The 25,369-nt window shown below is 46.9% G+C and carries 20 protein-coding genes; 4 read left to right on the top strand and 16 right to left on the bottom strand.

What is annotated here, in order from left to right; translation table 11 throughout:
• Positions 1 to 5: 5 nt before the first annotated feature.
• The 7 genes from mshL to UM402_RS01910 form a co-directional block, all read right to left on the bottom strand.
• Entirely contained in the window at positions 6 to 1,685 is a 1,680-nt protein-coding gene (mshL, locus tag UM402_RS01940) for a pilus (MSHA type) biogenesis protein MshL (RefSeq protein ID WP_058576758.1), read from the bottom strand.
• Positions 1,682 to 2,017, bottom strand: a complete 336-nt coding sequence (locus UM402_RS01935) for a general secretion pathway protein GspB (protein ID WP_058576757.1) — start codon at positions 2,015 to 2,017, stop codon at positions 1,682 to 1,684. Before UM402_RS01935 ends, mshL begins: the two co-directional genes overlap by 4 nt.
• Positions 2,010 to 2,642, bottom strand: a complete 633-nt coding sequence (locus tag UM402_RS01930; RefSeq protein ID WP_058576756.1) for a hypothetical protein — start codon at positions 2,640 to 2,642, stop codon at positions 2,010 to 2,012. The genes UM402_RS01935 and UM402_RS01930 overlap by 8 nt, the downstream gene beginning before the upstream one ends.
• Positions 2,639 to 3,241: a PilN domain-containing protein gene (locus UM402_RS01925; RefSeq protein WP_058576755.1), complete on the bottom strand. Its 603-nt coding sequence runs from the start codon at positions 3,239 to 3,241 to the stop codon at positions 2,639 to 2,641. Before UM402_RS01925 ends, UM402_RS01930 begins: the two co-directional genes overlap by 4 nt.
• Positions 3,238 to 4,035, bottom strand: a complete 798-nt coding sequence (locus UM402_RS01920; protein ID WP_322295431.1) for a Type II secretory pathway component — start codon at positions 4,033 to 4,035, stop codon at positions 3,238 to 3,240. Before UM402_RS01920 ends, UM402_RS01925 begins: the two co-directional genes overlap by 4 nt.
• Positions 4,036 to 4,277: 242 nt before the next feature.
• Complete coding sequence (pyrC, locus tag UM402_RS01915) at positions 4,278 to 5,312, bottom strand: dihydroorotase (protein ID WP_058576753.1); 1,035 nt, start codon at positions 5,310 to 5,312, stop codon at positions 4,278 to 4,280.
• Positions 5,313 to 5,367: 55 nt separating this feature from the next.
• On the bottom strand, positions 5,368 to 5,949 hold the full coding sequence (locus tag UM402_RS01910) for a thymidine kinase (RefSeq protein ID WP_058576752.1): 582 nt from the start codon (positions 5,947 to 5,949) through the stop codon (positions 5,368 to 5,370).
• A 100-nt stretch (positions 5,950 to 6,049) separates the two neighbouring features.
• Between UM402_RS01910 and UM402_RS01905 the strand changes: the two genes are divergently transcribed.
• Complete coding sequence (locus UM402_RS01905) at positions 6,050 to 7,276, top strand: adenosine deaminase family protein (RefSeq protein ID WP_058576751.1); 1,227 nt, start codon at positions 6,050 to 6,052, stop codon at positions 7,274 to 7,276.
• Between the two features lie 4 nt (positions 7,277 to 7,280).
• Here UM402_RS01905 and UM402_RS01900 read toward each other — a convergent pair whose 3' ends face one another.
• The 3 genes from UM402_RS01900 to UM402_RS01890 form a co-directional block, all read right to left on the bottom strand.
• On the bottom strand, positions 7,281 to 9,269 hold the full coding sequence (locus UM402_RS01900) for a GGDEF domain-containing protein (protein ID WP_058576750.1): 1,989 nt from the start codon (positions 9,267 to 9,269) through the stop codon (positions 7,281 to 7,283).
• A 120-nt stretch (positions 9,270 to 9,389) separates the two neighbouring features.
• Positions 9,390 to 9,932: a single-stranded DNA-binding protein gene (ssb, locus tag UM402_RS01895; RefSeq protein WP_053953107.1), complete on the bottom strand. Its 543-nt coding sequence runs from the start codon at positions 9,930 to 9,932 to the stop codon at positions 9,390 to 9,392.
• A 1-nt stretch (position 9,933) separates the two neighbouring features.
• Complete coding sequence (locus UM402_RS01890; RefSeq protein ID WP_058576749.1) at positions 9,934 to 11,313, bottom strand: MFS transporter; 1,380 nt, start codon at positions 11,311 to 11,313, stop codon at positions 9,934 to 9,936.
• 131 nt (positions 11,314 to 11,444) lie between these two features.
• Between UM402_RS01890 and uvrA the strand changes: the two genes are divergently transcribed.
• From uvrA to glsA, 3 genes are read left to right on the top strand one after another with little or no spacing between them, the layout of a single operon-like run.
• Positions 11,445 to 14,264: an excinuclease ABC subunit UvrA gene (uvrA, locus tag UM402_RS01885; RefSeq protein ID WP_058576748.1), complete on the top strand. Its 2,820-nt coding sequence runs from the start codon at positions 11,445 to 11,447 to the stop codon at positions 14,262 to 14,264.
• 11 nt (positions 14,265 to 14,275) lie between these two features.
• Positions 14,276 to 14,683, top strand: a complete 408-nt coding sequence (locus UM402_RS01880; protein ID WP_058576747.1) for an acyl-CoA thioesterase — start codon at positions 14,276 to 14,278, stop codon at positions 14,681 to 14,683.
• On the top strand, positions 14,673 to 15,629 hold the full coding sequence (gene glsA, locus UM402_RS01875; protein ID WP_058576746.1) for a glutaminase A: 957 nt from the start codon (positions 14,673 to 14,675) through the stop codon (positions 15,627 to 15,629). The genes UM402_RS01880 and glsA overlap by 11 nt, the downstream gene beginning before the upstream one ends.
• A gap of 3 nt (positions 15,630 to 15,632) precedes the next feature.
• On the opposite strand, the gene UM402_RS01870 is transcribed toward glsA, so the two are convergent.
• The 6 genes from UM402_RS01870 to rpoC form a co-directional block, all read right to left on the bottom strand.
• Positions 15,633 to 16,418, bottom strand: coding sequence for an amino acid ABC transporter substrate-binding protein (locus UM402_RS01870; RefSeq protein WP_416182883.1), 786 nt, complete (start codon positions 16,416 to 16,418; stop codon positions 15,633 to 15,635).
• A 152-nt stretch (positions 16,419 to 16,570) separates the two neighbouring features.
• The gene (tuf, locus tag UM402_RS01865; protein ID WP_053953113.1) at positions 16,571 to 17,755 is read right to left on the bottom strand and encodes an elongation factor Tu; all 1,185 of its coding nucleotides are present in this window, start codon (positions 17,753 to 17,755) and stop codon (positions 16,571 to 16,573) included.
• A 60-nt stretch (positions 17,756 to 17,815) separates the two neighbouring features.
• The gene (fusA, locus tag UM402_RS01860) at positions 17,816 to 19,942 is read right to left on the bottom strand and encodes an elongation factor G (RefSeq protein WP_058576744.1); all 2,127 of its coding nucleotides are present in this window, start codon (positions 19,940 to 19,942) and stop codon (positions 17,816 to 17,818) included.
• A 30-nt stretch (positions 19,943 to 19,972) separates the two neighbouring features.
• Positions 19,973 to 20,443 (bottom strand): 30S ribosomal protein S7, encoded by a 471-nt coding sequence (gene rpsG / locus UM402_RS01855; protein WP_053953115.1) that lies wholly within the window; start codon positions 20,441 to 20,443, stop codon positions 19,973 to 19,975.
• Between the two features lie 76 nt (positions 20,444 to 20,519).
• Positions 20,520 to 20,894 carry a 30S ribosomal protein S12 gene (rpsL, locus tag UM402_RS01850; protein ID WP_006956845.1) on the bottom strand — a complete coding sequence of 125 codons (375 nt, stop codon included), beginning with the start codon at positions 20,892 to 20,894 and terminating at the stop codon, positions 20,520 to 20,522.
• A gap of 206 nt (positions 20,895 to 21,100) precedes the next feature.
• On the bottom strand, positions 21,101 to 25,336 hold the full coding sequence (gene rpoC, locus UM402_RS01845; RefSeq protein ID WP_058576743.1) for a DNA-directed RNA polymerase subunit beta': 4,236 nt from the start codon (positions 25,334 to 25,336) through the stop codon (positions 21,101 to 21,103).
• Positions 25,337 to 25,369 lie beyond the last annotated feature (33 nt).

Here is a 25,369-nt window from a genome sequence, read left to right as displayed (position 1 = left end):
ACTCGCTATTGCTCAATATCCGGGAACCATTCATTCAACAGTTCTCGGGAACGTTTTAGCTCATCACGCCAAGTGTCAACGCCAACAACAGTTGGCTTCAACAGAATAACCAACTCTTTTTTCTCCTGACGATTACGACGATTCGTGAAAAGCTCACCCAACAGCGGGATATCGCCCAGAAGTGGCACTTTTCCGACTTCTTCCGAGTTCACGGTTTGCATTAATCCACCCAGTACAACAATTTCGCCATTACGCGCCTTAACGATAGTATCCGACTCGCGAATATTACTACGCGCCAGCGGCAATACGAGTTCTCCGTCTGTTAAAGTAATGACCTTTTGCTGCTCTTCTGTTTCAACAACCGATGGATGCACATGAAGAATGACTTCGCCGTCATCACTAATTTGCGGGGTGACATCTAACGAGATCCCTGAAAAGAACGGTGTTAAGTCGACATTGGAGTTGGACACAGCTGCACCGGTTCCGCCAGCAAGATTCGTCGTGGAATCTACGTTGGTTACGTAATACTCATCTTCACCAATTTTAATAACCGCTTTTTGGTTGTTCGATGCACTTACACGGGGATTAGACAGTACTTGTACAGTTCCCTGAGTTTGCAGCATTTCTATCATGCCGTTAAAGCCATTCGCTTCGTCACTGTAGCTAAGACCAAACAAACCACCGATAGCTGCCGACGTTGCATTACTTGGAGTAACACCATTAAATTCAACGTCAAAACCTGCATTCCCTGAAGCCAAATCACTCCAATTAATGCCCTGCTGATAACCGTCATTAAGGGTTACTTCAATAATGCGAGCTTCCAATATCACCTGGCGTTGTAAGCGGCTTTCAAGGGTTTCAATAAAGTCACCCACCGCTCGTAATTTATCCGGCGACGCCGTAACACTGACGATGCCCGCCTGCGGTGATAAAACAACATTGCCACCACCAATAATACCCTCTATCACTTCTTTCAAGTCGCCCCATAAGTCTGTTTCAGACTGGGTATTGATGCTAGAGCCGTTACCTTGTAGCTGCTGACTTGTTCGGTTGTAATTCCCGTTTTCGTCACCGAATAGTGGTGTTCCGTTAGAATTTACGGCGCTTGAATTATTACGGTTGTTTCCTCCGAAGCGATTATTGTCACGCTCTTCGCTCACGCCGCCGCCTGAAATTTCGGTCTGCGACATACCAAAGCGTTTTAGCGATAAGTAATCAAGAGAGAATGTTTTGGTTCGCACACCCGCCGGGTACACCTGAATAGTTCGTCCCTGACGGCGAATTTCAAAGCCGTAAATATCCTGAACGGCGCTCAGCGCTTCATTCAGTGTTACGTCTTTTAGACTCAGTGAAATGCTGCCCGAAACGTCCGGGTGCACCAGCATGTTATAAGGCGTGTCAGCTGCTAATCCATAAAAGAACTGTTTCGCATCAATGTCTTCCGCCTGCAGTACAAAGCGGTCTTCTTCTAAAAGCTCAATACCCTGCTGCTCTTGTGCGCTAACGTCCTGACGCAAGTAATCACTGACAGCTGCAGGCATACCTCCGGATCGTTCAGGCGCAGCTTCATTCGTTGCATTGTCGGGGGTCATTGCTTCTTTTTCTTTATTCGGAGTATAACCGGGTTGATACGCACACCCCGTTAAGACAACTCCCAGCACCACTACCAGCAATAGTATTCTCATTGTTCAGCTCCCGACTTCAATTCCGTTAGCGGCTGAAAAACACTTAAAGTAATACGCTCACCACTTCGGTTTAAATACACTTTATTCGGTAAAATTTCTGACACCGTAAAACCACCCACTCTATCGCCTTCTTTTACGCGTTTATCATTTATTAACGCCAGCTTCTTCAAGTCCGAGTAAATTATCTGCGACAGCTGAATATCAGCAGCTTCAGCCGATGACACAGGCGTTACCGCATCCACAGGCGGTCGTGTTGGATCGTTTTCCTGAGCAAACGCACTAGCAGTTGCGCCCACGGTCAAGGTCAAAATAACGCATAACCATCTAACCACTGATAAACTCCTTATCAGTACTGAGCAAATGCCATTCCAGAGTCACTTGTCCCTGCGGATAGCTTTGCACCTGATAATCAAAATGTGCCCAAATGACATTGGGATGCTTGTTCTGCAGTTCTCTGACAAACGCCAGGGTTTCAAAGTAAGTACCTGCGAACGTCGCTTCAACGGCGTGCTCATATAAAGCAATGCTGCCCGTTTCAAAGACTTTACGCGGCTCTTTGGCTGTTAAAGTCTGCATTTTTAAAGACTTTGACGTATTTAAAACCGTATTTAAAAACGCCTTTCTCTGTGCAACTTCTTGCAGTGCTTCGCTACGCTCAATGGACTGTTGTGCGTCATTAGCAGACACACGAAGCTGCTTTATTTCCTGGCGCAAAGGTTCGTTAATATCTTTATCGAACTCCGCTTTCAGCTCTTCTACAGCGGCATTGACCTGCTCAATTTGTTGAGTTAAACGCTGGTTTTCAGTGTTCAGTGCCGATGCATTCTCTAAGTCAGGCATAATCACATAACTGAACATTGGCAGCACAATAATCAGAACCGCCGCAATAGCTATCATCACCCGCTGCCGCGCCGGAAGTGCTCCAAAATTATCTTCAAACTGCTGCCAACGACTCATTCTTCTGAAGTTTCCTCAAGTCTTTCTGTGCGTAACTGAAAAGACTGATAGCCTTCTTCACTACGTGACAGTTCAACGACCGCAAAACGTTTACTGGCCAATAGCTCAGACTGTTCAAATTTATCCATCCACCACACTAACTTTTCTGTGTCGGTTGCGTAACCTTGCAAGTAAATCTTTTCGCCATTAAGTCCGAAGTTTTCCAGCCAAATACCCTGCGGAGTGATTTCTGACAACTCTCTCAATAAAGAAGCCACCGCAGACGAAGCCGACGTTTCAAAGTCACTAATACTTTGTCGAAACGTTCTTGCGTCTTGAATATAGGTTTGTAATTCCGTTTTCTTAGCAACCAAATCGGGGCTTTGTTTACGGTTACTTAAACGGTCTCGCAACGACGTTAATTGGTTATTGGCGGTGTTTAACTGCTCGGTCAGCCTTTCATTCTTAGCTTGAGCCTGGCTTTGTTGCCACCCCGCAATAGTCGCTAAAGCAAGAATCACTACCGCAATAACCACTAACCCCACGGTTAACTTACCCAGGGTTAGGCGCTGATTAACAGGGACTAAGTCACCACGATATAAGTTAACGCTTTGCTTCATTGCGGTAACTCCTCGAATACAGCTAAACCTGGCAAGTCAGTAAAGTCACCCTCTATTAATTCTTGTGACCACTGTGGATAATGATAAACACTGCACTCTACGGCCAGCATTTGCGCCAAACTCATTGCTACGACATCTTGTTTCACGTGCTCAATAGCAATATGGATATGTTTTATTGGCGCTTGTCGTAAATGACTTTCAAAGTAGTCGACTGACCGCTGTAACTCCGTCGCTAATGGCTCCAGCGCGCCTGCTTCTATTTCTTCTTCGGTGTACCTATCTATTGCGGCAACGCCGCGCAAAATACGGGTAAACAGCAGTCCTTTCGAGGTGTAAATTTGAGCCAAATACTGCTTTTCCTGAGTTTGGTAAATGACCATTTCAGGATAAGAGGCCGGCTTAATCAGGCTCGGTAATGTCAGCTCAGATACAGTAATAGCCGCCAATGACAAGTCATTGTCTTCCAAAAAGTCGACCCATGGTTTGAGCAACTGCTTACTCGCCGCCACCGCCACGACTTTATCCTGTCCCGTTGGTTGTTCCGGAAACTCGTAGTAGTCCGCGATAATATCGTCTGCTGATAAAGACACGAGATCATCTAAACTATATTTCAGGCTCTCTGCAATTTCTTCCGGGTCGACCATGGGGCGGTCAACTAGCACAGATTCATAACAGTCAGTTCCCAATACCAGTGTCACGGAGGCATCTTTCAATGACAGCCGTTTGTATTTTTTTAGAATATGAGCCGCTTTTTCAATGAGGTTGCCGGGCTGCGCGTCTTCTTGATCGTTCACAATGAGCTCACACTTTCCAGCGTAACTCTTTGCGACTAATAAACGCACACTTTTTTGCGTAATTTGGAAGCAAACGTGATGAGCATTTTTTTTCTGTTGCTTAAATCCAAACACCCGGCAACACCTTTTTATTATTTTTAAAGCATCTTATCAGAATCTTTGCAAAGCACATTATAAAATGCGCTTTAAACACTCAAATATAACTAATATCATAACCCATATTTCTATGGGCTCTTTCACTCTTAGCGCTGAACCTTCCAGTTAAGTGGTTCACCCGACCAATACGGCACCATAGGTCCGTTTGCAGTATCTACCGTTGCTGGCACCTGCCAAGGCTCTTTCACAAGAGTCAATTCGCTGGTATTTCTTGGCATACGGTAAAAGTCTGCACCAAAACCACTGGCGAAATCGGCCAGTTTATCCAGCGCACCATGCGCATCGAAAAACTCAGCGTAGAGCTCAATAGCCGCAGGTGCGGAATAACAGCCCGCACAACCACATGCTGTTTCTTTTTTGTCTTGTGTATGTGGCGCAGAGTCGGTTCCTAAAAAAAACTTCGGATTACCCGACAGGGCGGCTCTTTGCAGCTCCATTTGATGAGAGCGACGTTTTAAAATGGGCAGGCAATAATTGTGAGGGCGCACGCCTCCAACCAATAAGTCGTTGCGGTTCATCAGCAAGTGCTGTGGTGTCATTGTCGCAGCCACATACTCAGAGGACTCTTCAACAAAGGCAACAGCGTCTGCCGTTGTTATATGCTCGAGTACCAAACGCAAAGTCGGGAATTTTTCCGTAATAGGACGTAAGTGGCGGTCAATAAAGACTTTCTCACGGTCGAAAATATCCACGTCAGCGTCTGTTACCTCTCCGTGCACCAGCAGCGGCACCTCGTGTTGCTGCATGGCTTCTAGCACTGGCGCCAGCGCATCAACCGACTTAACTCCGGCTGCGGAGTTTGTTGTTGCCCCGGACGGATACAGTTTAAAGCCAATGATATGCTCGTTGGCAGCCGCTTCGGCAACCAGTTCAGGTGTAGTGTCAGCGGTAAGGTATAGCGCCATCATCGGCTGAAAACGGTAGGTTTCAGGTAGCTGCTGTAAAATGCGCTGGCGGTACGCCATAGCTGCTTCGACAGTGGTTACCGGCGGAACCAAGTTCGGCATAATAACCGCGCGGTTAAATACCGCCGCAGAAGCCGGTACCGTTGTTGCTAACATCGCCTCGTCACGTAGGTGCAAGTGCCAGTCATCGGGGGTTGGAATTGTGAAAGTTTGCATAGTCATACGCCACTGAAAAATGATGCCCTATTGTAGCGTATTATTCAGTCGCTTGTTAGCGCAGCTGCATAGCCTCTTTCCAATGTTTTCGGCAACAAGACACATAGCGGTCGTTACCGCCTATGGCTATTTGCTGCCCCATGCGCACTGCATTTCCCTGTTCGTCGACGCGCAACGACATCGTAGCTTTGCGCCCACAATGGCAAATGGTTTTCATCTCCACAAGCTTGTCGGCAACGGCCAACAACACAGCACTGCCCGGAAATGCGCTGCCAAAGGCATCGGTACGGATGCCATAACACATAACTGGAATGTCGTCGGTATCAGTCAGAGTCGTCAACTGCCAAACTTGTTGCTCGGTTAAAAACTGGGCTTCGTCAATCAAGACGCAATCAATAGCTTTACGCTTATGCTCCTGCCGAACAAGCTCGGTTAAGTCGCACTTGTGGGTAAAAGACAGTGCTTTGCGGTCGATGCCTAAGCGCGATGCAATTTTGCCATGCCCCGCGCGATCATCGACTGCCGGCGTCATTAGCAACACATGCTGCTCACGCTCTTCGTAATTATGCGCAACCTGCAGTAAGGATGTACTTTTGCCCGCATTCATAGCGGAATAGGTGAAATAAAGTGAAGCCATTTCTGTTCTTGTTATTTTTAAAGCAGTAGTAATTGATGCAGAGATTACCACGATTTTATGCCAAAATGGGACAAAGCAACGCAATTCAGGAGTTCTCCCAATGCACTATTCCCCCGAATTTATCAAAGCGATTCCAAAGGCCGACTTACACTTGCACTTAGACGGCAGCTTGCGCGCCAATAGCCTGATAGATATGGCCAAACGTGCCGACATTGAACTCCCTAGCTACACCGAAGAAGGTCTGTTCGAAAAAGTCTTTAAGTCGCACTACAACAATTTGGGCGAATACCTCAATGGCTTTCAGTACACCTGCGCGGTACTGCGTGACCTCGAAAACTTAGAGCAAGCCTCTTATGAATTGGCGGTTGATAATCAGGAAGAAGGCGTTAATTACATAGAGGTTCGGTTTGCGCCGCAGCTACTGATGGATCCGAGTAAGGGCGTTACCTTCGATACCATTATGCACGTAGTTAATGACGGCTTATCGCGGGCGAAGAAAGAGTACAACAATCGTTCGGACGTTAAAAACGGCGATAAGCCTCCGTTTGACTACGGCATTATTAACTGCGCCATGCGCATGTTCGGCAAAAAGGGATTTTCGCCCTATTACACACAAATATTTCAGTTGATGCGCGACTTTGAACCGATGCAAGTGATTAAAACGGCAGCAATGGATTTAGTGCGCGCCAGCGTTCGCATGCGCGACGAAGAAGGTATGCCGATAGTTGGACTGGACATTGCCGGTCAGGAAATTGGTTACCCCGCCGGTGAATTTAAAGAGGTGTATGAATACGCGCACGAGAACTTTTTACTGAAAACCGTGCATGCGGGTGAAGCTTATGGCGCGGAGAGTATCTTTGAAGCGTTAACCAAATGTCATGCAGACCGATTGGGGCACGGATATTCATTGTTCTCGCCAGAAATGACCGAGGATCCGACCATTGAGGACCCCAAAGCCTACGGTGAGAGTTTGGCATCTTATATTGCTGATCGACGCATTGCGGTTGAGGTTTGCCTGACCAGTAACCTGCAGACAAACCCAGCAATTGGCGATATCAAAAACCACAACTTCAAGCACATGCTGGATAATCGCTTAGCCACCATTATTTGTACCGACAACCGTTTGGTGTCACGCACAACAGTGACTAACGAGTACCAACTAGCACTGGATAACTTCGATATTTCGTTAAAACGCTTAAAGGATATTGTCGCTTACGGCTTTAAAAAGAACTTTTTCCCAGGCCGTTATGTTGAGAAGCGTAAATACGCCAAGCAGAACCTGGCGTATTTTGACAAGGTGGTCGAGCAGTTTGGTTTAAACGATTAACGAGTTACTGGTCGTTTGATGTTTTCAGTTTCACACCCTGGTGCTTATCAAGGCTTTTGAATCCTTCGTTAAGCACCTTTTCTTCCACCTCTTTCGTGGGTATTTCGTTAATGCAAACCCACCTATTACGACCTTGTGACTTGCCATAATACATAGCTGTATCAGCCAATTGCACCAGGGTTCGCCAATGCGGTACCTGGTCAATATCGGTCAAGTACGGACAAATGACCCCACCGACCGTACAAGTAACAGGTAACTCTAAACCATTTGGCAGAATAAACGGCTTTTGCGTAACTGCCTTGTGAATGCGCTGAGCAATATTGTGAAAGTCATCCTCGTCATCGACTTTTGCAACCACAAGGAACTCTTCTCCACCCCAGCGTACAAGCATATCCCGCTCTCTTAGTGCGTGCGTGACGCGGCGGGCAAATTCTTTTAACACCTCATCGCCAATGTCATGACCATAAGAGTCATTCAGCTTTTTGAAGTAATCAATATCGAACAGATACACCGCAAGGCGCTTATTGTCTTCTTCGCGATTCGCTAAGTTAACAGCGTCTAGCTCGCGCTGTATACGGCCTTCGAAATAAAGCCGATTATGTAGTCCGGTAAGAGAGTCCCTCTGGCTGAGCGCTTTAAACCGTTTGGCCTGGCGCAGCTTCTGCCGTATCTGCAATAAACCGAAAACCACCACTAGTATAAAAATAGCGATAATGGCATACATAAGATTCGACTGGGTCTCACGTCGTTCGCGCTCTGCATCTTTTAAGAGCTCTTCTTTTTCCAGCAAATCTTTCTGTAACTCTGACTCGAGCTGCAAGCGACTGAGCTCTGCACTCGACGCCATAGCGCTACTGCTTTGCTTTAACTGATTTTGCAGTGTGCTTTTGTACAACTGGTAAAAATTCTCATGCCCTTCAATCCGAAGATCTGAGCTTTCCAACTCGGACATCCGCTTATAGACATCCAGCTTCACTTCTAATTGAGTGTCCGGGTGCAGGTTATGGCAGGCGGGCACGTCATCTTGATTATTCAACTTATGATTGACCAACTGTTGATAACAAGCCAGGTACCGTTCAACAACGGGGTCTTGATCTTCAAGCTGTGCGGATTGGTCAAGGTAATTAGCCGCTAATTCTGCCTTACCTAATTCAACTGCGGATAACGCAGAAAAAACCAAAGCAGACTTCGCCTGTACAGCTTGTTCCAAATTAACTTTTCCAAGCCAGTCTAAGGCTTTTTCATAGTCTCGTTCATGCAATGCATTGGCTACACCGAGGTTAAAGTACGTTAAATCAATGGTGTTTTGTGCGTGCTCAGGCGGTAGCTGGTTATCGTCCCTTAATGCCTTTGTCCGCTCCAGGATATGCTTGTGCAGTTGCATACCTTTTTGCCGATAGTTCGCGTCACCGTACATAATATAAAGCGTAGCGGTATCCTGCATGACACCGTTTAACACGAGCCAAGGTACACGTTGGTCTTTCGCAAGTGATAATGCTTGTTCAAAACTCTGAAAGGCTTGCTTAATATTACCGCTACTCGACTGCATCCAACCAATTTCAGCTAGAACTGACACCGCAAATTCCACCCATCCTTCTTCAAGAAGCTTTTCGTGCAGCTCAAATAGTTTGGAAATTCGTTGCTCGTAACTAAGGTCGTCTACCGCTAAACAAGTATAGCGATAATAAAAGTCAAAGCTTTGAGGTGGATGAGACTCACAAATTGAATTGGTTAACGTTGGCTCGCCGTTGTCGTCATATTCAAATGCGAGCATACGTTGCAATCGGTATTCTTCTACAACATTGATGTCTTCATTCAGTCGTTCATTCAGCCAGTTGACTTTTTCAAGGTAACTCAGCGTACCGTACTCAGCCGGAATAGGCGGCAACTGCTCTAGTTCTTCTAAAGAGATAGAGTTGTCCTGCGCATAAACGCCTGTCGTCAATGCGAGTGATATAACTAAGGTAAGCAGAAGTTGTATTGTCAGTTTCATACTGACAAATTTAGAGGGAAAACAATGCGCTGACAAGGAAAGCGTAATAAAACCTTAACAAAAAGGCTCCGCAGGGAGCCTTTCTTTATTAGATGTCTACCTATTAATTTTTGTTTCCCGTTAGAATGGAATGTCATCGTCAAAGTCGGTGTCCGGTGAGAACGGTGCCGGCTCAGCCGGTTTCTGTTGCGGCTGCTGACTCTGTTGAGACGGCTGTGGTGCCGGACGTTGTTGTTGCTGTTGGCCGCCATAGTTACCTTGTTGACCACCGCCATAACCCTGACCTTGAGCAGGTCCGCCTTGAGGGCCACCTTGAGGACCTCCGCGTGAGTCAAGCATCTGCATTTCGTTTATAACGATTTCAGTCGTGTAACGCTCTACATTGTCCTGTCCAGTCCACTTGCGTGTCTGCAAGCGCCCTTCAACATAAACTTTAGAACCTTTCTTAAGGTACTCACCAGCAATTTCTGCCAAACGGCGATACGCCACACAACGGTGCCATTCGGTTTGCTCGCGTGGCTCTCCGGTTTGCTTGTCTTTCCAGGTTTCACTGGTCGCAATCGATAAATTGGCTATCGCCGTGCTGTTCTGGGTATAACGCACTTCGGGATCTGCACCCAGATTACCAATCAAAATAACTTTATTCACACCGCGGCTGGCCATTTCACTCTCCTGTTCTTAATGCACTAAGCAGTTCATTCACTGCTTTTTCATCGTACGCTTTTTTATCGACTTTTAAATAAGTTGCCTGATCGTCTTCGACCCAGCGAGCTTCTTTTACACCCGTAATGGTTAGTAACTGCTCACTTAAACGTATCGCTTTGTCTTTCGTCAAGTTTGGGGTTGCTACCGACAAGCTGGTGACGCTTTCCGGGTTCTTCATCAGGAAGCTGATAACAAACCAACATAGTAGCAAGATCAAACAGAATATCACAATGCCCGATGTCTGATAGTTTTGTAAGACCCAACCGCCTGCAACACCACCAACAAACGCCCCTAAAAACTGGCTGGTTGAATAAATGCCACTGGCGCTACCCTTGCTACCTGCGGGAGCTATGCGGGTTAACAAAGAAGGTAAGCTAGCTTCAATAAAATTAAAGCCTGTAAAAAATACGACTAACGCTGCGACCAACCAAACGGCTGACTCACCGGCGTAAAAAAACGTCGCCAGCGAAATAATGAGTATAGCGATAGATGCTCGTAACCACTGGACTGAGCTATTATTTCGGGCACTTCGAATAATCATAGGCACCATTAATACAACCGATGCAGCAAGCGTTGGTAAATAAAACCAAGCGTGTGTTTGACTCTCAAACCCTGCGCTTTGCAGTTGTGTGGGAATAGTCACAAACCAAGCTGTTAAAATAGCGTGCAGAACAAAAATACCCGTGTTCAGACACCAAAGCTGTTTATGCTTTAAGAGCTTTTTCAGCTCGGAAGCCACCGGCAGAGACTCCCGTCTCGCTGAGGTTGTTACCACTTTAGGCACACTCATAACCAGCACAACAATACCCAACACTCCGGTTGCAGCGGTAAACCAGAAAAGCCCTGACAAACCAATAACACCGCCGAGCAGCGGCCCGACAACCAAAGAAACGGCAAACGCCAAACCAATACACATACCAATAATAGCCATGACTTTCGGCCGTTGCTCGTCACGCGATAAGTCCGCCGCCAACGCCAAAATAGCAGCAGCTATCGCACCAACGCCCTGCAGCGCTCGACCAACACTCACCATTACCAGGCTATCGGCTAATGCTGCAACAATACTACCCAGCACGAACACCACTAAACCGCCAATAATAATGGGCTTTCGGCCGATACGGTCGGACGCCATACCTAATGGAATTTGCAGCAGCGCTTGGGTCAGACCATAAGCACCTAATGCAACACCAACAAGCAATGGTGAATAATCCGGGTAGGCTTGTGCGTAAACCGCCAATACCGGCATGATCAAAAACAGCCCTAACATCCGTATACCAAATACGGATGCCAGTGAGAATGCGGCTTTACGTTCGGTCTTATTTAACGAGTGTTGCGTCATGTTACTGCGTTTGCGCTAGTATCAGAATGAATCATGCTGATATTGTACCAGAAGGCATACACTGTGCGATAATAGCGTTTTGTCGTCGACTTCCTACAAGTTGAAGATTTGCTGAAAAACAGACGGGAATTATGGATAACATTGAAGTACGCGGTGCGCGAACGCACAACCTGAAAAATTTCAATCTGACGATACCCCGTGACAAGCTTATTGTCATCACCGGCTTATCCGGCTCTGGTAAGTCGTCGTTAGCTTTCGATACACTCTATGCAGAGGGTCAGCGCCGTTACGTCGAGTCATTGTCGGCCTACGCGCGCCAGTTCTTATCGCTAATGGAAAAACCCGATGTAGACAGCATTGAAGGTCTGTCTCCTGCTATTTCCATCGAGCAAAAGTCGACGTCTCATAACCCGCGCTCAACTGTGGGTACTATTACCGAAATTTATGACTATTTGCGCTTAATGTACGCACGCGTAGGTGAGCCTCGCTGTCCAACGCATGACGTGGCACTGGCTGCACAAACGGTCTCGCAAATGGTCGACAAAGTGCTTGATGCGCCAGAAGGCGAGAAGCGCATGTTATTAGCGCCCATTATTCAAAACCGCAAAGGCGAGCATTTAAAGGTCTTAGAAAACCTGGCGTTACAGGGCTTTATCCGCGCACGTATTGACGGTGAAATTTGCGACTTAAGTGATCCACCGCCGTTAGAACTGCAGAAAAAGCATACCATAGAAGTGGTTGTTGACCGCTTTAAAGTTCGCGAAGGTTTAGAGCAGCGCTTAGCCGAGTCTTTTGAAACCGCTTTAGAGTTAAGTGGTGGTACTGCGCTGGTTGCCCCTATGGAAGGCGACGGAGACACCTTAGTGTTCTCAGCAAACTTCGCCTGTCCGCATTGCGGATACAGTATGCAGGAGTTGGAACCTCGCCTGTTCTCATTCAATAACCCAGCGGGGGCTTGTACCACTTGTGACGGTTTAGGCGTTGAACAGTTTTTTGACCCGAAAAAGGTCATTGTTAACGACGAGATTTCCTTAACCGGTGGTGCTATTCGTGGCTGGGACAAACGTAACTTTTATTACTACCAAATGCTGCAGTCACTGGCTAAGCATTATGGATTTAAGCTATCTGAGCCCTTTAAAGACTTACCGGAAGATATTCGGAATATCATTCTGTTCGGCAGCGGAAAAGAAGAGATAAAATTTACTTATATGAATGACCGCGGCGATAAAGTCGTCCGCGAACATGCCTTCGAAGGCATTATTCCAAACATGCAGCGCCGCTATCGCGAAACTGAGTCTCAAGCAGTTCGTGAAGAGTTGTCGAAGTACGTTGCAACACAACCTTGTAAAAGTTGTCATGGCACGCGCCTACGCACCGAAGCTCGCCACGTATTTATTAACAATGTGACCTTACCAGAAGTGGTCGAGCAGTCCATTGGTGACGCTATGAGCTTCTTCCAACAGTTAGACTTGGAAGGTCAGCGTGCTCAAATAGCTGAGAAAATTCTTAAAGAAATTAACGACCGCCTGCGCTTTTTGGTGAACGTAGGCCTTAATTACCTGAGCTTGTCGCGCAGTGCGGAAACCTTATCTGGTGGTGAAGCTCAACGTATCCGTCTGGCCAGCCAAATTGGTGCCGGCTTAGTCGGTGTTATGTATGTTCTTGATGAGCCCAGTATTGGGTTGCATCAGCGCGACAATGAACGCTTGTTAAATACCCTGACACACCTGCGGGACTTAGGTAACACGGTTATTGTCGTAGAACACGATGAAGACGCGATTCGTCAGTCTGATCATGTCATTGATATAGGTCCGGGCGCCGGTGTTCATGGTGGTGAGATTATCGCTCAGGGCAACGTTGACGACATTATTGAAAGTAAGGACTCGCTAACCGGGGACTACTTGTCTGGTCGTAAAGTGATTGATGTGCCTGCTGAGCGACATAAGCCAGATGATCGCCAACTGGTGATAAAAGGTGCCAGTGGCAATAACCTAAAAAACGTCACTATGACATTGCCGCTGGGCGTTATGACGTGTGTGACTGGGGTCTCAGGCTCAGGTAAATCAACACTGGTCAATGACACCTTATTTAAAATTGCGCACCGGGAACTCAATGGCGCAACAGCCGATGTTCCGTCACCTTATGAAAGTGTCGATGGGTTCCAGTATTTAGATAAGGTTGTCGATATCGATCAAAGCCCGATTGGTCGGACACCACGCTCTAACCCGGCAACTTATACCGGCATATTCACGCCTATTCGCGAGCTTTTCGCTGGTGTTCCTGAAGCGCGGGCTCGTGGCTACAAACCAGGCCGTTTTAGCTTTAACGTCCGCGGTGGTCGTTGTGAGGCATGCCAAGGCGATGGTGTCATTAAAGTTGAAATGCACTTCTTGCCGGATGTCTACGTACCTTGCGATATTTGTAAAGGCAAACGCTACAACCGTGAAACGCTGGAAATTCAGTACAAAGGCAAAAACATTCATGAAGTGCTGGAAATGACCATAGAAGACGCTCGTGAGTTCTTCGACCCAATTCCGGCAATAGCACGTAAACTACAAACACTCATGGATGTTGGTTTGTCTTACGTACGCTTAGGCCAGTCGGCAACGACGCTCTCCGGCGGTGAAGCGCAACGCGTCAAACTGTCGCGTGAGCTGTCCAAGCGAGACACTGGTAAAACATTGTATATTCTGGATGAGCCAACGACCGGTCTGCATTTCCACGATATTAAACAGTTATTAGCCGTGATTCATCGCTTACGCGACCATGGCAATACCGTTGTTGTTATTGAGCATAACTTAGATGTTATTAAGACCGCCGACTGGATTATTGATCTTGGTCCCGAAGGTGGCTCAGGTGGTGGTGAAATACTCTGCGAAGGCACGCCAGAAGCTATTTGTGAGAATAAACAATCGCATACGGCACGTTTTCTAAAGCCGATGCTAAACTAAAAGGAAGCAGTATGTTAACGGAAGACTTTAAAGTTCGATTTTATGAAACCGATGCGCTAGGCCATGTGAATAACACGGTCATACCCGGCTGGATTGAAACCGGCCGGCTGCCGATATTCGAGTTTTTCGGTGAAATGTCGCCGGAAACCCAAAGTTTAATCGTGGCGCGACTGGAAGTGGACTATTTGTTTCCCATTTACTTTGGTAGCCCAGTTACAGTAAATACTTATGTCACCAGAATGGGCGGCAGTTCGTTTGATATTACCACCGAAGTTTGGCAAAAAGACAAACTGTGCGCTAAAGGTAAGTCGGTGTTAGTTTATTTCGATTATCAGAAGGAGTGTTCAGTGAAGCTACCTCAGGATATACGAGAAAGACTTGCAACAATAACGCATCCGGAGCACCCTCTTGACGCGTGATATAGTCAGCGGCGGGCAGCACATACATGCGCCTGACGACTTAACCCGCCTGTTACAGGACATTTACGAGCAGGCGATGACAATAAAAACCGGCAAGGTGGCGGATTATATTCCCGCTCTTGCTGCGGTTGACCCTGAGCAGTGCGCCCTGACGCTGGCAACGCTTGACGGTGAGACTTTCACTGTTGGCGATACCCAAACCCAATTTTCTATTCAATCCGTTTCAAAAATTTTCGGTCTTATGCTGGCCATGGAGCGACTTGGAGATGACTTATGGGATCGTGTGAAAATGGAGCCTTCGGGTCAGGCTTTTAATTCAATTGTGCAGCTTGAATGGGAAAAAGGCATACCTCGTAACCCAATGATTAACGCCGGTGCTATTTTAATCAGCGACGTACTTGTCAGCCACTATTCTGCGAGTAAGAATGCAGTCCTTAGCTTGGTGCGCAGTCTCTGTGGTAACGAAGACGTCTATGCGGATCACGAAGTTCACGAGTCGGAGAAAGATCACGGACACCGTAATGCCGCTTTAGCCCACCTGATGAAAAGCTTTGGCAATATCGACTCAGATGTCGAAGAGCTGCTCGATCACTATTTCTGGCAATGTGCGCTGTCGATGTCGTGTGAAAATTTGGCACGATCATTTACTTTTTTAGCAAATGACGGCGTTTGCCCGTTTTCTAAAAAAGAAATTATGTCCAAGCGTGATTCTCAACGAATTAATGCCTTACTTTCCACCAGCGGTATGTACGATCAAAGTGGTGAGTTTGCATTTACTGTTGGCGTGCCAGCGAAAAGTGGTGTTGGCGGTGGTATAGTCGCTATTGTGCCTGACTTTGGGGTTATTTCAGCCTGGAGTCCGCGCTTAAACGAGTTTGGCAACAGCGCTCGCGGTATGTTTATGGTGCGAGAAGTTGCGAATAAACTGGGTTTAAGCGTTTATTAAGCTTTAGCGAATTGTGGACGGTCGATATAATTGAAAGCGTTCCATATTGAAACGTCGAAAAAGCCGGTCAATTTCCCCTTTTCTGCCTAACTCACTTAAAAGCCTCTGTAAGGTTGAGGCTTCAATTTTCCCGGTGTTACCGACCAATAAATGCAGTTCATACGTGAAGTCTGATTTTTCCGAAAGTAATAAGTTATCAATATTGATTTGACGTGAACCTTCCAAAGCAGCAAGCAACTCATCATTGACCGTTGTTAAGTCAACCCGTCCACCTAGAACCATTCGAATATTTGTTATTCTTGAGTCCGCTAGATAAACAGTATAATCATCTTTTAGCTCATTAGAGGCTTTGAGTTCTCCGGCTATAAGATAGTGATAACCTTTTACCCCGGCAAGGCTTTTACCCTTAAAGTTATTAAAAAATTCTTGTGAACGCCCCTCTTTTTGCGCTGTAACTAGCCGCTCTTTCCCTCTCACTAAAGGGAAAGTTGCGTCAACTTCTATTTCTCGGCCTTGCCAGCCCCAACTCGGTGACTCGAAAAATATAACATCGCAACAACCGCCCTTACTTAGCGCTTCATAACGCGCAGAAGGTGGTATCACTTCAATCACAAATTCGTAATTGCTCTGATGATTATTAAGGCGGTTAATTAGCTCGCGGGTTAAGTCGGTTTCCAGAACATCAGAAAAATAAGGCGGGTAGTCGTAAGCGGCAACATAGACCTTTGTCTGTGCTGCTATAGGAAAACTACAGAGTAATGCTGCGAAAAGCAGTAAAAAACGACTCAAAAGCCCCACACTTTACTGTTATTGATGAAAATCATGACATTTCATCTTTCACTTTTGAGGCTTGAATGTCAAGAACTGTAAAGACAAGCCGTTCAACAGCCATAAAAAAGCCCGGCATAAAGCCGGGCTTTGTATACGATACTTAAACCGTATTAGTCTAGGATCTTAGATACAACGCCTGCACCTACAGTACGACCACCTTCACGGATTGCGAAACGCAAACCTTCGTCCATTGCGATTGGAGCAATCAGCTCTACAACGAATTTCAGGTTGTCGCCTGGCATAACCATTTCTACGCCTTCCGGCAATTCTACTGCACCCGTTACGTCAGTCGTACGGAAGTAGAACTGTGGACGATAGCCTTTGAAGAATGGCGTGTGACGGCCACCTTCGTCTTTGCTCAGTACGTAAACTTCCGCTTCGAACTTAGTATGCGGAGTAATTGTACCTGGCTTCGCCAATACCTGGCCACGCTCAACTTCGTCACGCTTAGTACCACGCAACAAGGCGCCAATGTTCTCACCTGCACGACCTTCGTCAAGCAGCTTACGGAACATTTCAACACCAGTCACAGTCGTCTTAGTCGTTTCTTTCATACCAACGATTTCACACTCGTCGCCAGTGTTGATGATACCGCGCTCTACACGACCGGTAACAACTGTACCACGACCTGAAATCGAGAATACGTCTTCGATTGGCATGATGAATGGCTTATCGATGTCACGCTCTGGCTCTGGGATGTAGTTATCAAGCGCATCTGCTAGCTCAACAATTTTCTTCGCCCACTCTTCGTCGCCTTCCAGCGCTTTCAGTGCTGAGCCCTGGATAACTGGCAGGTCGTCGCCCGGGAAGTCATACTCTGACAACAACTCACGAACTTCCATTTCTACCAGCTCTAACAGCTCTTCATCGTCTACCATGTCACATTTGTTCATGAAGACAACGATGTAAGGTACGCCAACCTGACGTGAAAGCAGGATATGCTCACGCGTTTGTGGCATTGGGCCGTCAGTTGCCGCTACTACCAGAATTGCGCCGTCCATCTGTGCAGCACCAGTGATCATGTTTTTAACATAGTCAGCGTGCCCTGGGCAGTCTACGTGTGCGTAGTGGCGAGTTGGAGTGTCATACTCAACGTGAGAAGTTGAGATAGTGATACCACGCTCTTTCTCTTCTGGCGCGTTATCGATGGCTGCGAAGTCTTTCGCCGCACCACCGTATACTTTTGCCAAAACAGTTGTAATAGCAGCGGTCAGGGTAGTTTTACCGTGGTCAACGTGACCAATGGTGCCGACGTTTACGTGCGGCTTCGAACGTTCAAATTTTTCTTTAGACATGATATATCCTCAAATTTAAGTTGAAAGTCCGGTCCTGTGTAAGACCGGACCAGACCTTACTTAACCTTTAGCGTTACGCTCAGCCATCACTTTTTCAGCGATGTTGTTTGGTGCTTCACCATACTTCAGGAATTCCATCGAGTAAGATGCACGACCCTGAGTTTGTGAACGCAAATCAGTTGCGTAACCAAACATCTCAGACAGTGGAACTTGAGCGTTAACCGCTTTCAAGCCACCTGGCGCTTCTTCCATACCTTCGATGAGACCACGACGACGGTTCAAGTCGCCAACAACATCACCCATCGACTCTTCTGGAGTAATAACTTCGACTTTCATCATTGGTTCAAGCAGAACTGGGTCAGCTTGCATTGCACCTTTTTTGAAAGCCATGCTACCAGCGATCTTAAACGCCATTTCTGACGAGTCAACGTCGTGGTAAGAGCCATCATATAGGGTTGCTTTAACACCCAATACTGGGTAGCCAGCTAATACACCTTGCTCCATTTGCTCTTTAATACCACGATCAACTGCTGGGATGTACTCTTTTGGTACCACACCACCAACAATTTCGTTAACGAATTCGTAAGTAATGTCTTCGCCTTCATCGTCTTCTTCGATGGTCATTGGCTCAAGTTTCAGCCATACGTGACCGAACTGACCACGACCACCTGATTGACGTACGAATTTACCTTCGACTTCAACCGGCTTACGAATGGCTTCACGATATGCAACCTGAGGTTGACCAACGTTACATTCAACTTTGAACTCACGCTTCATACGGTCAACGATGATGTCCAGGTGAAGCTCGCCCATACCAGAGATAATAGTTTGGCCAGATTCTTCGTCCGTTTTAACACGGAACGATGGATCTTCTGCTGCCAATTTACCTAAAGCGATACCCATTTTCTCTTGGTCAGCTTTAGTTTTCGGCTCTACCGCAACAGAGATTACCGGCTCTGGGAATTCCATACGCTCAAGAATGATCTTGTTGTTTGGATCACACAGCGTGTCACCAGTAGTTACGTCTTTAAGACCAATTAGTGCCGCGATGTCACCAGCGCGAACTTCTTTGATCTCTTCACGGCTGTTAGAGTGCATCTGTACCATACGGCCAACACGTTCTTTCTTATTCTTAACAGGGTTAACGACACCGTCACCTTGATTAAGAACACCAGAGTAAACGCGTACGAAGGTCAAAGTACCAACGAATGGGTCTGTTGCAATTTTGAATGCCAATGCTGAGAAAGGCTCATCATCAGATGATTTACGCACACCTTCTGATTCATCATCCAAAATACCAGTGATTGGCTTAACTTCTGTAGGAGACGGCAAATATTCAATAACCGCATCCAGTACTGCTTGAACACCTTTGTTTTTGAACGCTGAGCCAGCAGCTACCAAGCAGATTTCGTTCGCCAATGTACGAGCGCGAAGACCTTCTTTGATTTCAGCTTCTGTTAACTCACCTTCTTCAAGGTATTTATTCATCAGGTCTTCGTTAGCTTCAGCCGCAGCTTCAACCAACTCAGCGTGATACTCTTCACACTGGTCAACCATATCAGCAGGGATGTCTTCATAAGTGAAAGACGTACCCATGTCTTCGTCATTCCAGTTGACGAATTTCATTTTGATCAAGTCAACAACACCACGGAAGTTATCTTCCGAACCTACTGGCAGTTGCATTGGTACAGCAACTGCGTTCAAGCGTGTTTTCATCTGATCAACAACTGACAAGAAGTCCGCACCTGCGCGGTCCATCTTGTTGACAAATACCATACGTGGTACTTCATATTTATTCGCCTGACGCCAAACAGTTTCTGTTTGAGGCTGAACACCTGAAGACGCACACAAAACAACGACAGCACCGTCAAGAACACGCAGAGAACGTTCAACTTCAATGGTGAAGTCAACGTGTCCAGGAGTATCGATGATGTTTACACGATGCTCAGGGAACTGCTTATCCATACCCTGCCAGAAACAGGTCGTTGCTGCTGAGGTGATAGTAATACCACGCTCTTGTTCTTGCTCCATCCAGTCCATGGTGGCTGCACCATCGTGCACCTCACCAAGTTTATGAGACAGGCCAGTGTAGAACAACACACGTTCTGTCGTGGTTGTCTTACCAGCGTCTACGTGAGCACAGATACCGATATTACGATAGCGCTCAATGGAAGTTTTACGAGCCACAATAAACTCCTTTCTAGGTTAACTGTGAATTTACCAGCGATAGTGAGCAAACGCTTTGTTTGCTTCAGCCATGCGGTGAACGTCTTCACGTTTCTTCACAGCTGACCCTTTGTTTTCTGATGCATCTAGCATTTCAGCTGCCAGACGCTGCGACATTGATTTTTCACCACGGGTGCGCGCTGCATCAACTAACCAGCGCATAGCCAGTGCGTTACGACGTACCGGACGAACTTCAACTGGAACTTGGTAGGTAGAACCACCAACGCGACGAGATTTAACCTCGACGGTAGGACGCACGTTTTCTAGTGCATCATCAAAAACGTCCAGATGACCTTTGCCTGACTTCTCTGCCAGGATGTCCAGTGCACCGTAGATAATCTTTTCAGCGACTGCTTTTTTGCCGTCAACCATGACGACATTGATAAACTTAGCCAACAACTCTGATCCGAACTTAGGATCCGGTAGGATTTTACGTTGACCTATGACGCGTCTTCTTGGCATCTCAATATTCTCCGATTAATTCAGGGTATTACCCAAAACTTATGAATTACAGTTTGGCCTTACTAACGGAGAACCGTTAAGACTTAGGCCGCTTCGCGCCGTACTTAGAACGGCCTTGTTTACGATCGTTAACACCTGAACAGTCAAGTGCACCACGAACGGTGTGGTAACGAACACCTGGCAAGTCTTTTACACGACCGCCACGAATCAGTACGACTGAGTGTTCTTGTAAATTATGTCCCTCACCGCCGATGTACGAAGATACTTCGTAACCGTTGGTTAAACGAACACGGCAAACTTTACGCATTGCAGAGTTCGGTTTCTTAGGGGTTGTGGTGTAAACACGGGTACATACTCCGCGTTTTTGAGGGCACGCTTCAAGAGCCGGAACGTTGCTTTTCACAACGGGCTTTTGACGGCCTTTACGCACCAGCTGATTAACTGTTGCCATTCATTACTCCTAGTTTAGTTGATGTCGCTTTTTAGCGCGCACAATGTGCGTGAAAAATCGCTTTTTTCCGACCATACAAAGTCGGATCCCGAAAATCGGGAGCCGAAATTCTAATGGTCATATTTTCACCTGTCAAGGTTATAAAAAAGAAGCCAGCACTATTATTAGTACTGGCTTCTGTACAAATAGGCTAAAAGCGTATTTGTTTATTCAGCAGAGTCGTCTTTTGGTGACTCGTTTCCTGCATTAAGAGCGTCCGCTAATTGTTGCTCAGCTTGCTCTGCAGTCATTGATGGCTCTTCATCAACTTGTAACTCGTCGAGGCGACGCTGCATACGTTCTTTGTGATACGAGTAACCGGTACCTGCCGGAATTAATCGACCCACAATAACGTTTTCTTTCAGGCCGCGTAAGCTGTCTTTACGTCCGCCTACCGCTGCTTCGGTCAGGACACGAGTTGTTTCCTGGAACGACGCCGCAGAAATGAACGATTCTGTCGACAGTGACGCTTTAGTGATACCTAATAGCTGACGCTCGAAAGATGCTGGCGTTTTGCCTTCAGCTTCTGCTTTTGCATTCGCTGCAAGCACTTCCGCCATTTCAACCATTTCGCCTTCCAGCAGGTTAGTATCATTCGCACGAAGAATTAACGCTTTACGCAACATCTGACGAACAATCGTTTCGATGTGCTTATCGTTAATCTTAACACCCTGTAGTCGGTAAACTTCCTGAACTTCGTTCACGATGTAGTTTGCTACAGCGCTTACGCCACGCAGACGCAGGATATCGTGTGGTGCTTCCGGACCATCGGCGATAACCTCACCTTTCTCAACCTGTTCACCTTCGAACACGTTAAGCTGACGCCACTTCGGAATCATTTCTTCGTGCTGCTCAGCACCATCGTTTGGTGTGATGATTAAGCGACGCTTACCTTTGGTTTCCTTACCAAATGACACCGTACCTGTCTTCTCTGCCAGAATTGCAGGCTCTTTCGGACGACGCGCTTCGAATAAGTCAGCAACACGCGGAAGACCACCGGTAATATCACGAGTCTTCGAACCTTCTTGCGGAATACGCGCCAAGGTATCACCGACTTTAACTTCGGCGTTATCTTCCAGGTTGATGATAGCGTTACCTGGCAAGAAGTATTGCGCTGGAATATCGGTACCGGCGATGTTCACGTCGTTACCTTTACCGTCAACCAATTTAACCATTGGGCGCATGTCTTTACCGGCACTGGTACGTTGACCAGTTTCCAGTACTACAATGCTTGAAAGACCTGTCAGCTCGTCGGTTTGACGCGTCATAGTAACGCCGTCAATTAAGTCGACAAACTTGATACGACCTTCCACCTCGGTAATGATTGGGTGAGTATGCGGGTCCCAGTTAGCGACAGTCTCGCCGCCTTCAACTGCATCACCTTCACCTTTTTTCAATACCGCACCGTAAGGTACTTTATAACGCTCACGCTCACGGCCGTATTCATCGATAAGCGTCAACTCAGTCGAGCGAGAAGTAATTACATGCTCTTTATCGCTGTTTACAACCCACTTCGCGTTGTGCAGCTTGATAGTACCTGAGTTCTTAACTTGTACGCTGTTCTCAGCCGTTGCACGCGATGCCGCACCACCAATGTGGAAGGTACGCATGGTCAGCTGTGTACCCGGCTCACCGATTGACTGTGCTGCGATAACACCAACCGCTTCACCTTGGTTAACCATGTGGCCACGAGCCAAGTCACGACCGTAACAGTGTGCACAAACACCAAAATCTGTGTCACAGGTAATAACCGAACGAACTTTAACATCATCGATAGAGTTTTCTTCGAGAATGTCACAGTTCTTTTCGTCAAGCAGCGTGTTGCGAGGTAACAGAACGTCTTCGCTACCCGGCTTCAGAACGTCATCACAAAGAACACGACCTAGCACGCGCTCACGCAATGGCTCTACAACGTCACCACCTTCAATTAATGGCTTCATTGTCAGTCCATCGTGTGTACCACAGTCTTCTTCCATGATAACGACGTCTTGAGAAACATCGACCAGACGGCGAGTCAGATAACCTGAGTTCGCTGTTTTCAGTGCCGTATCCGCAAGACCTTTACGAGCACCGTGAGTCGAGATGAAGTACTGAAGTACGTTCAAACCTTCACGGAAGTTCGCAACGATAGGCGTTTCGATGATTGAGCCATCTGGCTTCGCCATCAGACCACGCATACCAGCCAACTGACGAATCTGCGCAGGGCTACCACGAGCGCCTGAGTCAGCCATCATGAAGATAGAGTTAAAGGATGCTTGCTCTTCGTCTTTACCGTCTTTATTGGTGACAATTTCTTTCGACAAGTTATCCATCATCGCTTTCGAGACTTTCTCGTTCGCAGTTGACCAGATATCGATAACTTTGTTGTATTTCTCACCAGCGGTTACCAGGCCAGACTCAAACTGTTCCTGAATTTCAGCAACTTCTTCTTCCGCCGCTGCGACGATTTCTTTCTTCGCTTCAGGAATAACCATGTCGTTGATACCAACCGACGCACCTGAAACCATCGCGTAGTGGAAACCGGTGTACATGATTTGATCGGCAAAAATAACCGTGTCTTTCAAGCCCAGATTACGGTAAGCCTGGTTAAGCATACGAGCGATAGGCTTTTTGCCCATAGCCTGATCGATAAGCTCAAACGGCAAACCTTCTGGCATAATTAATGACAATAATGCACGGCCTACGGTTGTATCACGTACCGCAGTTTTAGTCGTACGGTTACCGTCTTCGTCAGCGGTTGTGTCCGTAATACGCACTTTAACGCGTGAATGCAGTTCTACATCACCATTACGGTAAGCTTTTTCAGCTTCAGACGGGCTTTTGAAAATCATGCCTTCGCCTTTACCGTTAATTTTCTCTTTGGTCATGTAGTAAAGACCCAATACAACGTCCTGTGAAGGTACGATGATTGGATCACCACTTGCTGGTGACAGTACGTTGTTGGTTGACATCATCAACGCACGAGCTTCTAACTGAGCTTCCAAAGTCAGCGGCAAGTGCACAGCCATTTGGTCACCATCAAAGTCGGCGTTATATGCCGCACAGACCAATGGGTGTAACTGAATCGCTTTACCTTCAATCAGTACTGGTTCAAACGCCTGAATACCTAAGCGGTGAAGTGTCGGTGCGCGGTTCAGAAGTACTGGGTGCTCTTTGATGACTTCATCCAGAACGTCCCAAACTTCCGCGGTTTCGCGCTCAACCATTTTCTTAGCTGCTTTAATGGTTGTTGCTAAACCACGACGCTCCAATTTTCCGTAAATAAACGGCTTGAACAGCTCCAGAGCCATCTTCTTCGGAAGACCACACTGGTGCAAGCGTAACTTAGGACCAACGGTGATAACCGAACGGCCTGAGTAGTCAACACGTTTACCCAACAAGTTCTGACGGAAACGACCCTGTTTACCTTTGATCATATCTGCCAAAGATTTCAGAGGACGCTTGTTAGAACCTGTAATAGCACGACCACGACGACCATTATCTAATAAGGCATCAACCGCTTCCTGAAGCATACGCTTCTCGTTGCGCACAATAATATCCGGAGCCGCCAAATCTAACAGGCGCTTCAGACGGTTATTACGGTTAATAACGCGGCGATACAGGTCGTTCAAGTCTGATGTTGCGAATCGGCCACCATCCAGCGGTACCAACGGACGTAAGTCTGGTGGTAGTACTGGTAATACTTTCAGAATCATCCACTCTGGCTTGTTGCCAGACATTTGGAAAGCTTCTAACAACTTCAGGCGCTTGCTGATTTTCTTACGTTTTGTTTCAGAGTTGGTTTCAGGTAACTCTTCGCGCAACGTTTGAATTTCAGCGTCAATGTCGACAGCACGCAATAAATCAAGCACCGCTTCGGCACCCATTTTTGCGTCGAACTCATCGCCATGTTCTTCTAAAGCGTCTAAATATTCTTCTTCTGTCAGAATCTGACCTTGTTCTAAAGACGTTAAGCCGCCTTCAGTAACTACGTAAGATTCAAAATACAATACACGCTCAATATCACGCAGAGTCATGTCGAGCATAAGACCGATACGTGATGGCAGTGATTTTAAGAACCAGATATGCGCAACAGGGCTCGCCAGTTCAATGTGACCCATACGCTCACGGCGCACTTTGGTTAAGGTGACTTCGACGCCACACTTCTCACAAATAACACCGCGGTGCTTCAAACGTTTGTACTTACCGCACAAACATTCATAGTCTTTTACCGGACCAAAGATACGCGCACAGAACAAACCGTCACGCTCTGGTTTGAACGTACGATAGTTAATAGTTTCCGGCTTTTTGACTTCACCATATGACCAACTGCGGATCATATCTGGCGAAGACAAAGCAATACGAATTCCGTCAAATTCGTCTGCTTGATTCGTCGGCTTTAAAAGCTTCAACAAGTCTTTCACGATTTATCTCCTGTCGGAGTTCAACCTATGGGG

Origin of the sequence: Idiomarina sp. OXR-189 (genome assembly GCF_034373425.1) — a bacterium.
Taxonomy (GTDB): Bacteria; Pseudomonadota; Gammaproteobacteria; order Enterobacterales; family Alteromonadaceae; genus Idiomarina; species Idiomarina zobellii.
The sequence above is the reverse complement of the archived record's forward strand: the minus strand, read 5'-3'. Positions and strand labels throughout refer to the sequence as shown.

What these genes read in the sequence shown, in the direction of transcription:
- pyrC (WP_058576753.1), bottom strand. Translation starts at nt 5,312, where the DNA reads ATGCAAACTTTCACAATTCCAACCCCCGATGACTGGCACTTGCACCTA.
- mshL (WP_058576758.1), bottom strand. Translation starts at nt 1,685, where the DNA reads ATGAGAATACTATTGCTGGTAGTGGTGCTGGGAGTTGTCTTAACGGGG.
- UM402_RS01880 (WP_058576747.1), top strand. Translation starts at nt 14,276, where the DNA reads ATGTTAACGGAAGACTTTAAAGTTCGATTTTATGAAACCGATGCGCTA.
- UM402_RS01925 (WP_058576755.1), bottom strand. Translation starts at nt 3,241, where the DNA reads ATGAAGCAAAGCGTTAACTTATATCGTGGTGACTTAGTCCCTGTTAAT.
- rpsG (WP_053953115.1), bottom strand. Translation starts at nt 20,443, where the DNA reads ATGCCAAGAAGACGCGTCATAGGTCAACGTAAAATCCTACCGGATCCT.
- UM402_RS01910 (WP_058576752.1), bottom strand. Translation starts at nt 5,949, where the DNA reads ATGGCTTCACTTTATTTCACCTATTCCGCTATGAATGCGGGCAAAAGT.
- UM402_RS01905 (WP_058576751.1), top strand. Translation starts at nt 6,050, where the DNA reads ATGCACTATTCCCCCGAATTTATCAAAGCGATTCCAAAGGCCGACTTA.
- rpsL (WP_006956845.1), bottom strand. Translation starts at nt 20,894, where the DNA reads ATGGCAACAGTTAATCAGCTGGTGCGTAAAGGCCGTCAAAAGCCCGTT.
- UM402_RS01930 (WP_058576756.1), bottom strand. Translation starts at nt 2,642, where the DNA reads ATGAGTCGTTGGCAGCAGTTTGAAGATAATTTTGGAGCACTTCCGGCG.
- UM402_RS01890 (WP_058576749.1), bottom strand. Translation starts at nt 11,313, where the DNA reads ATGACGCAACACTCGTTAAATAAGACCGAACGTAAAGCCGCATTCTCA.
- ssb (WP_053953107.1), bottom strand. Translation starts at nt 9,932, where the DNA reads ATGGCCAGCCGCGGTGTGAATAAAGTTATTTTGATTGGTAATCTGGGT.
- uvrA (WP_058576748.1), top strand. Translation starts at nt 11,445, where the DNA reads ATGGATAACATTGAAGTACGCGGTGCGCGAACGCACAACCTGAAAAAT.
- UM402_RS01900 (WP_058576750.1), bottom strand. Translation starts at nt 9,269, where the DNA reads ATGAAACTGACAATACAACTTCTGCTTACCTTAGTTATATCACTCGCA.
- tuf (WP_053953113.1), bottom strand. Translation starts at nt 17,755, where the DNA reads ATGTCTAAAGAAAAATTTGAACGTTCGAAGCCGCACGTAAACGTCGGC.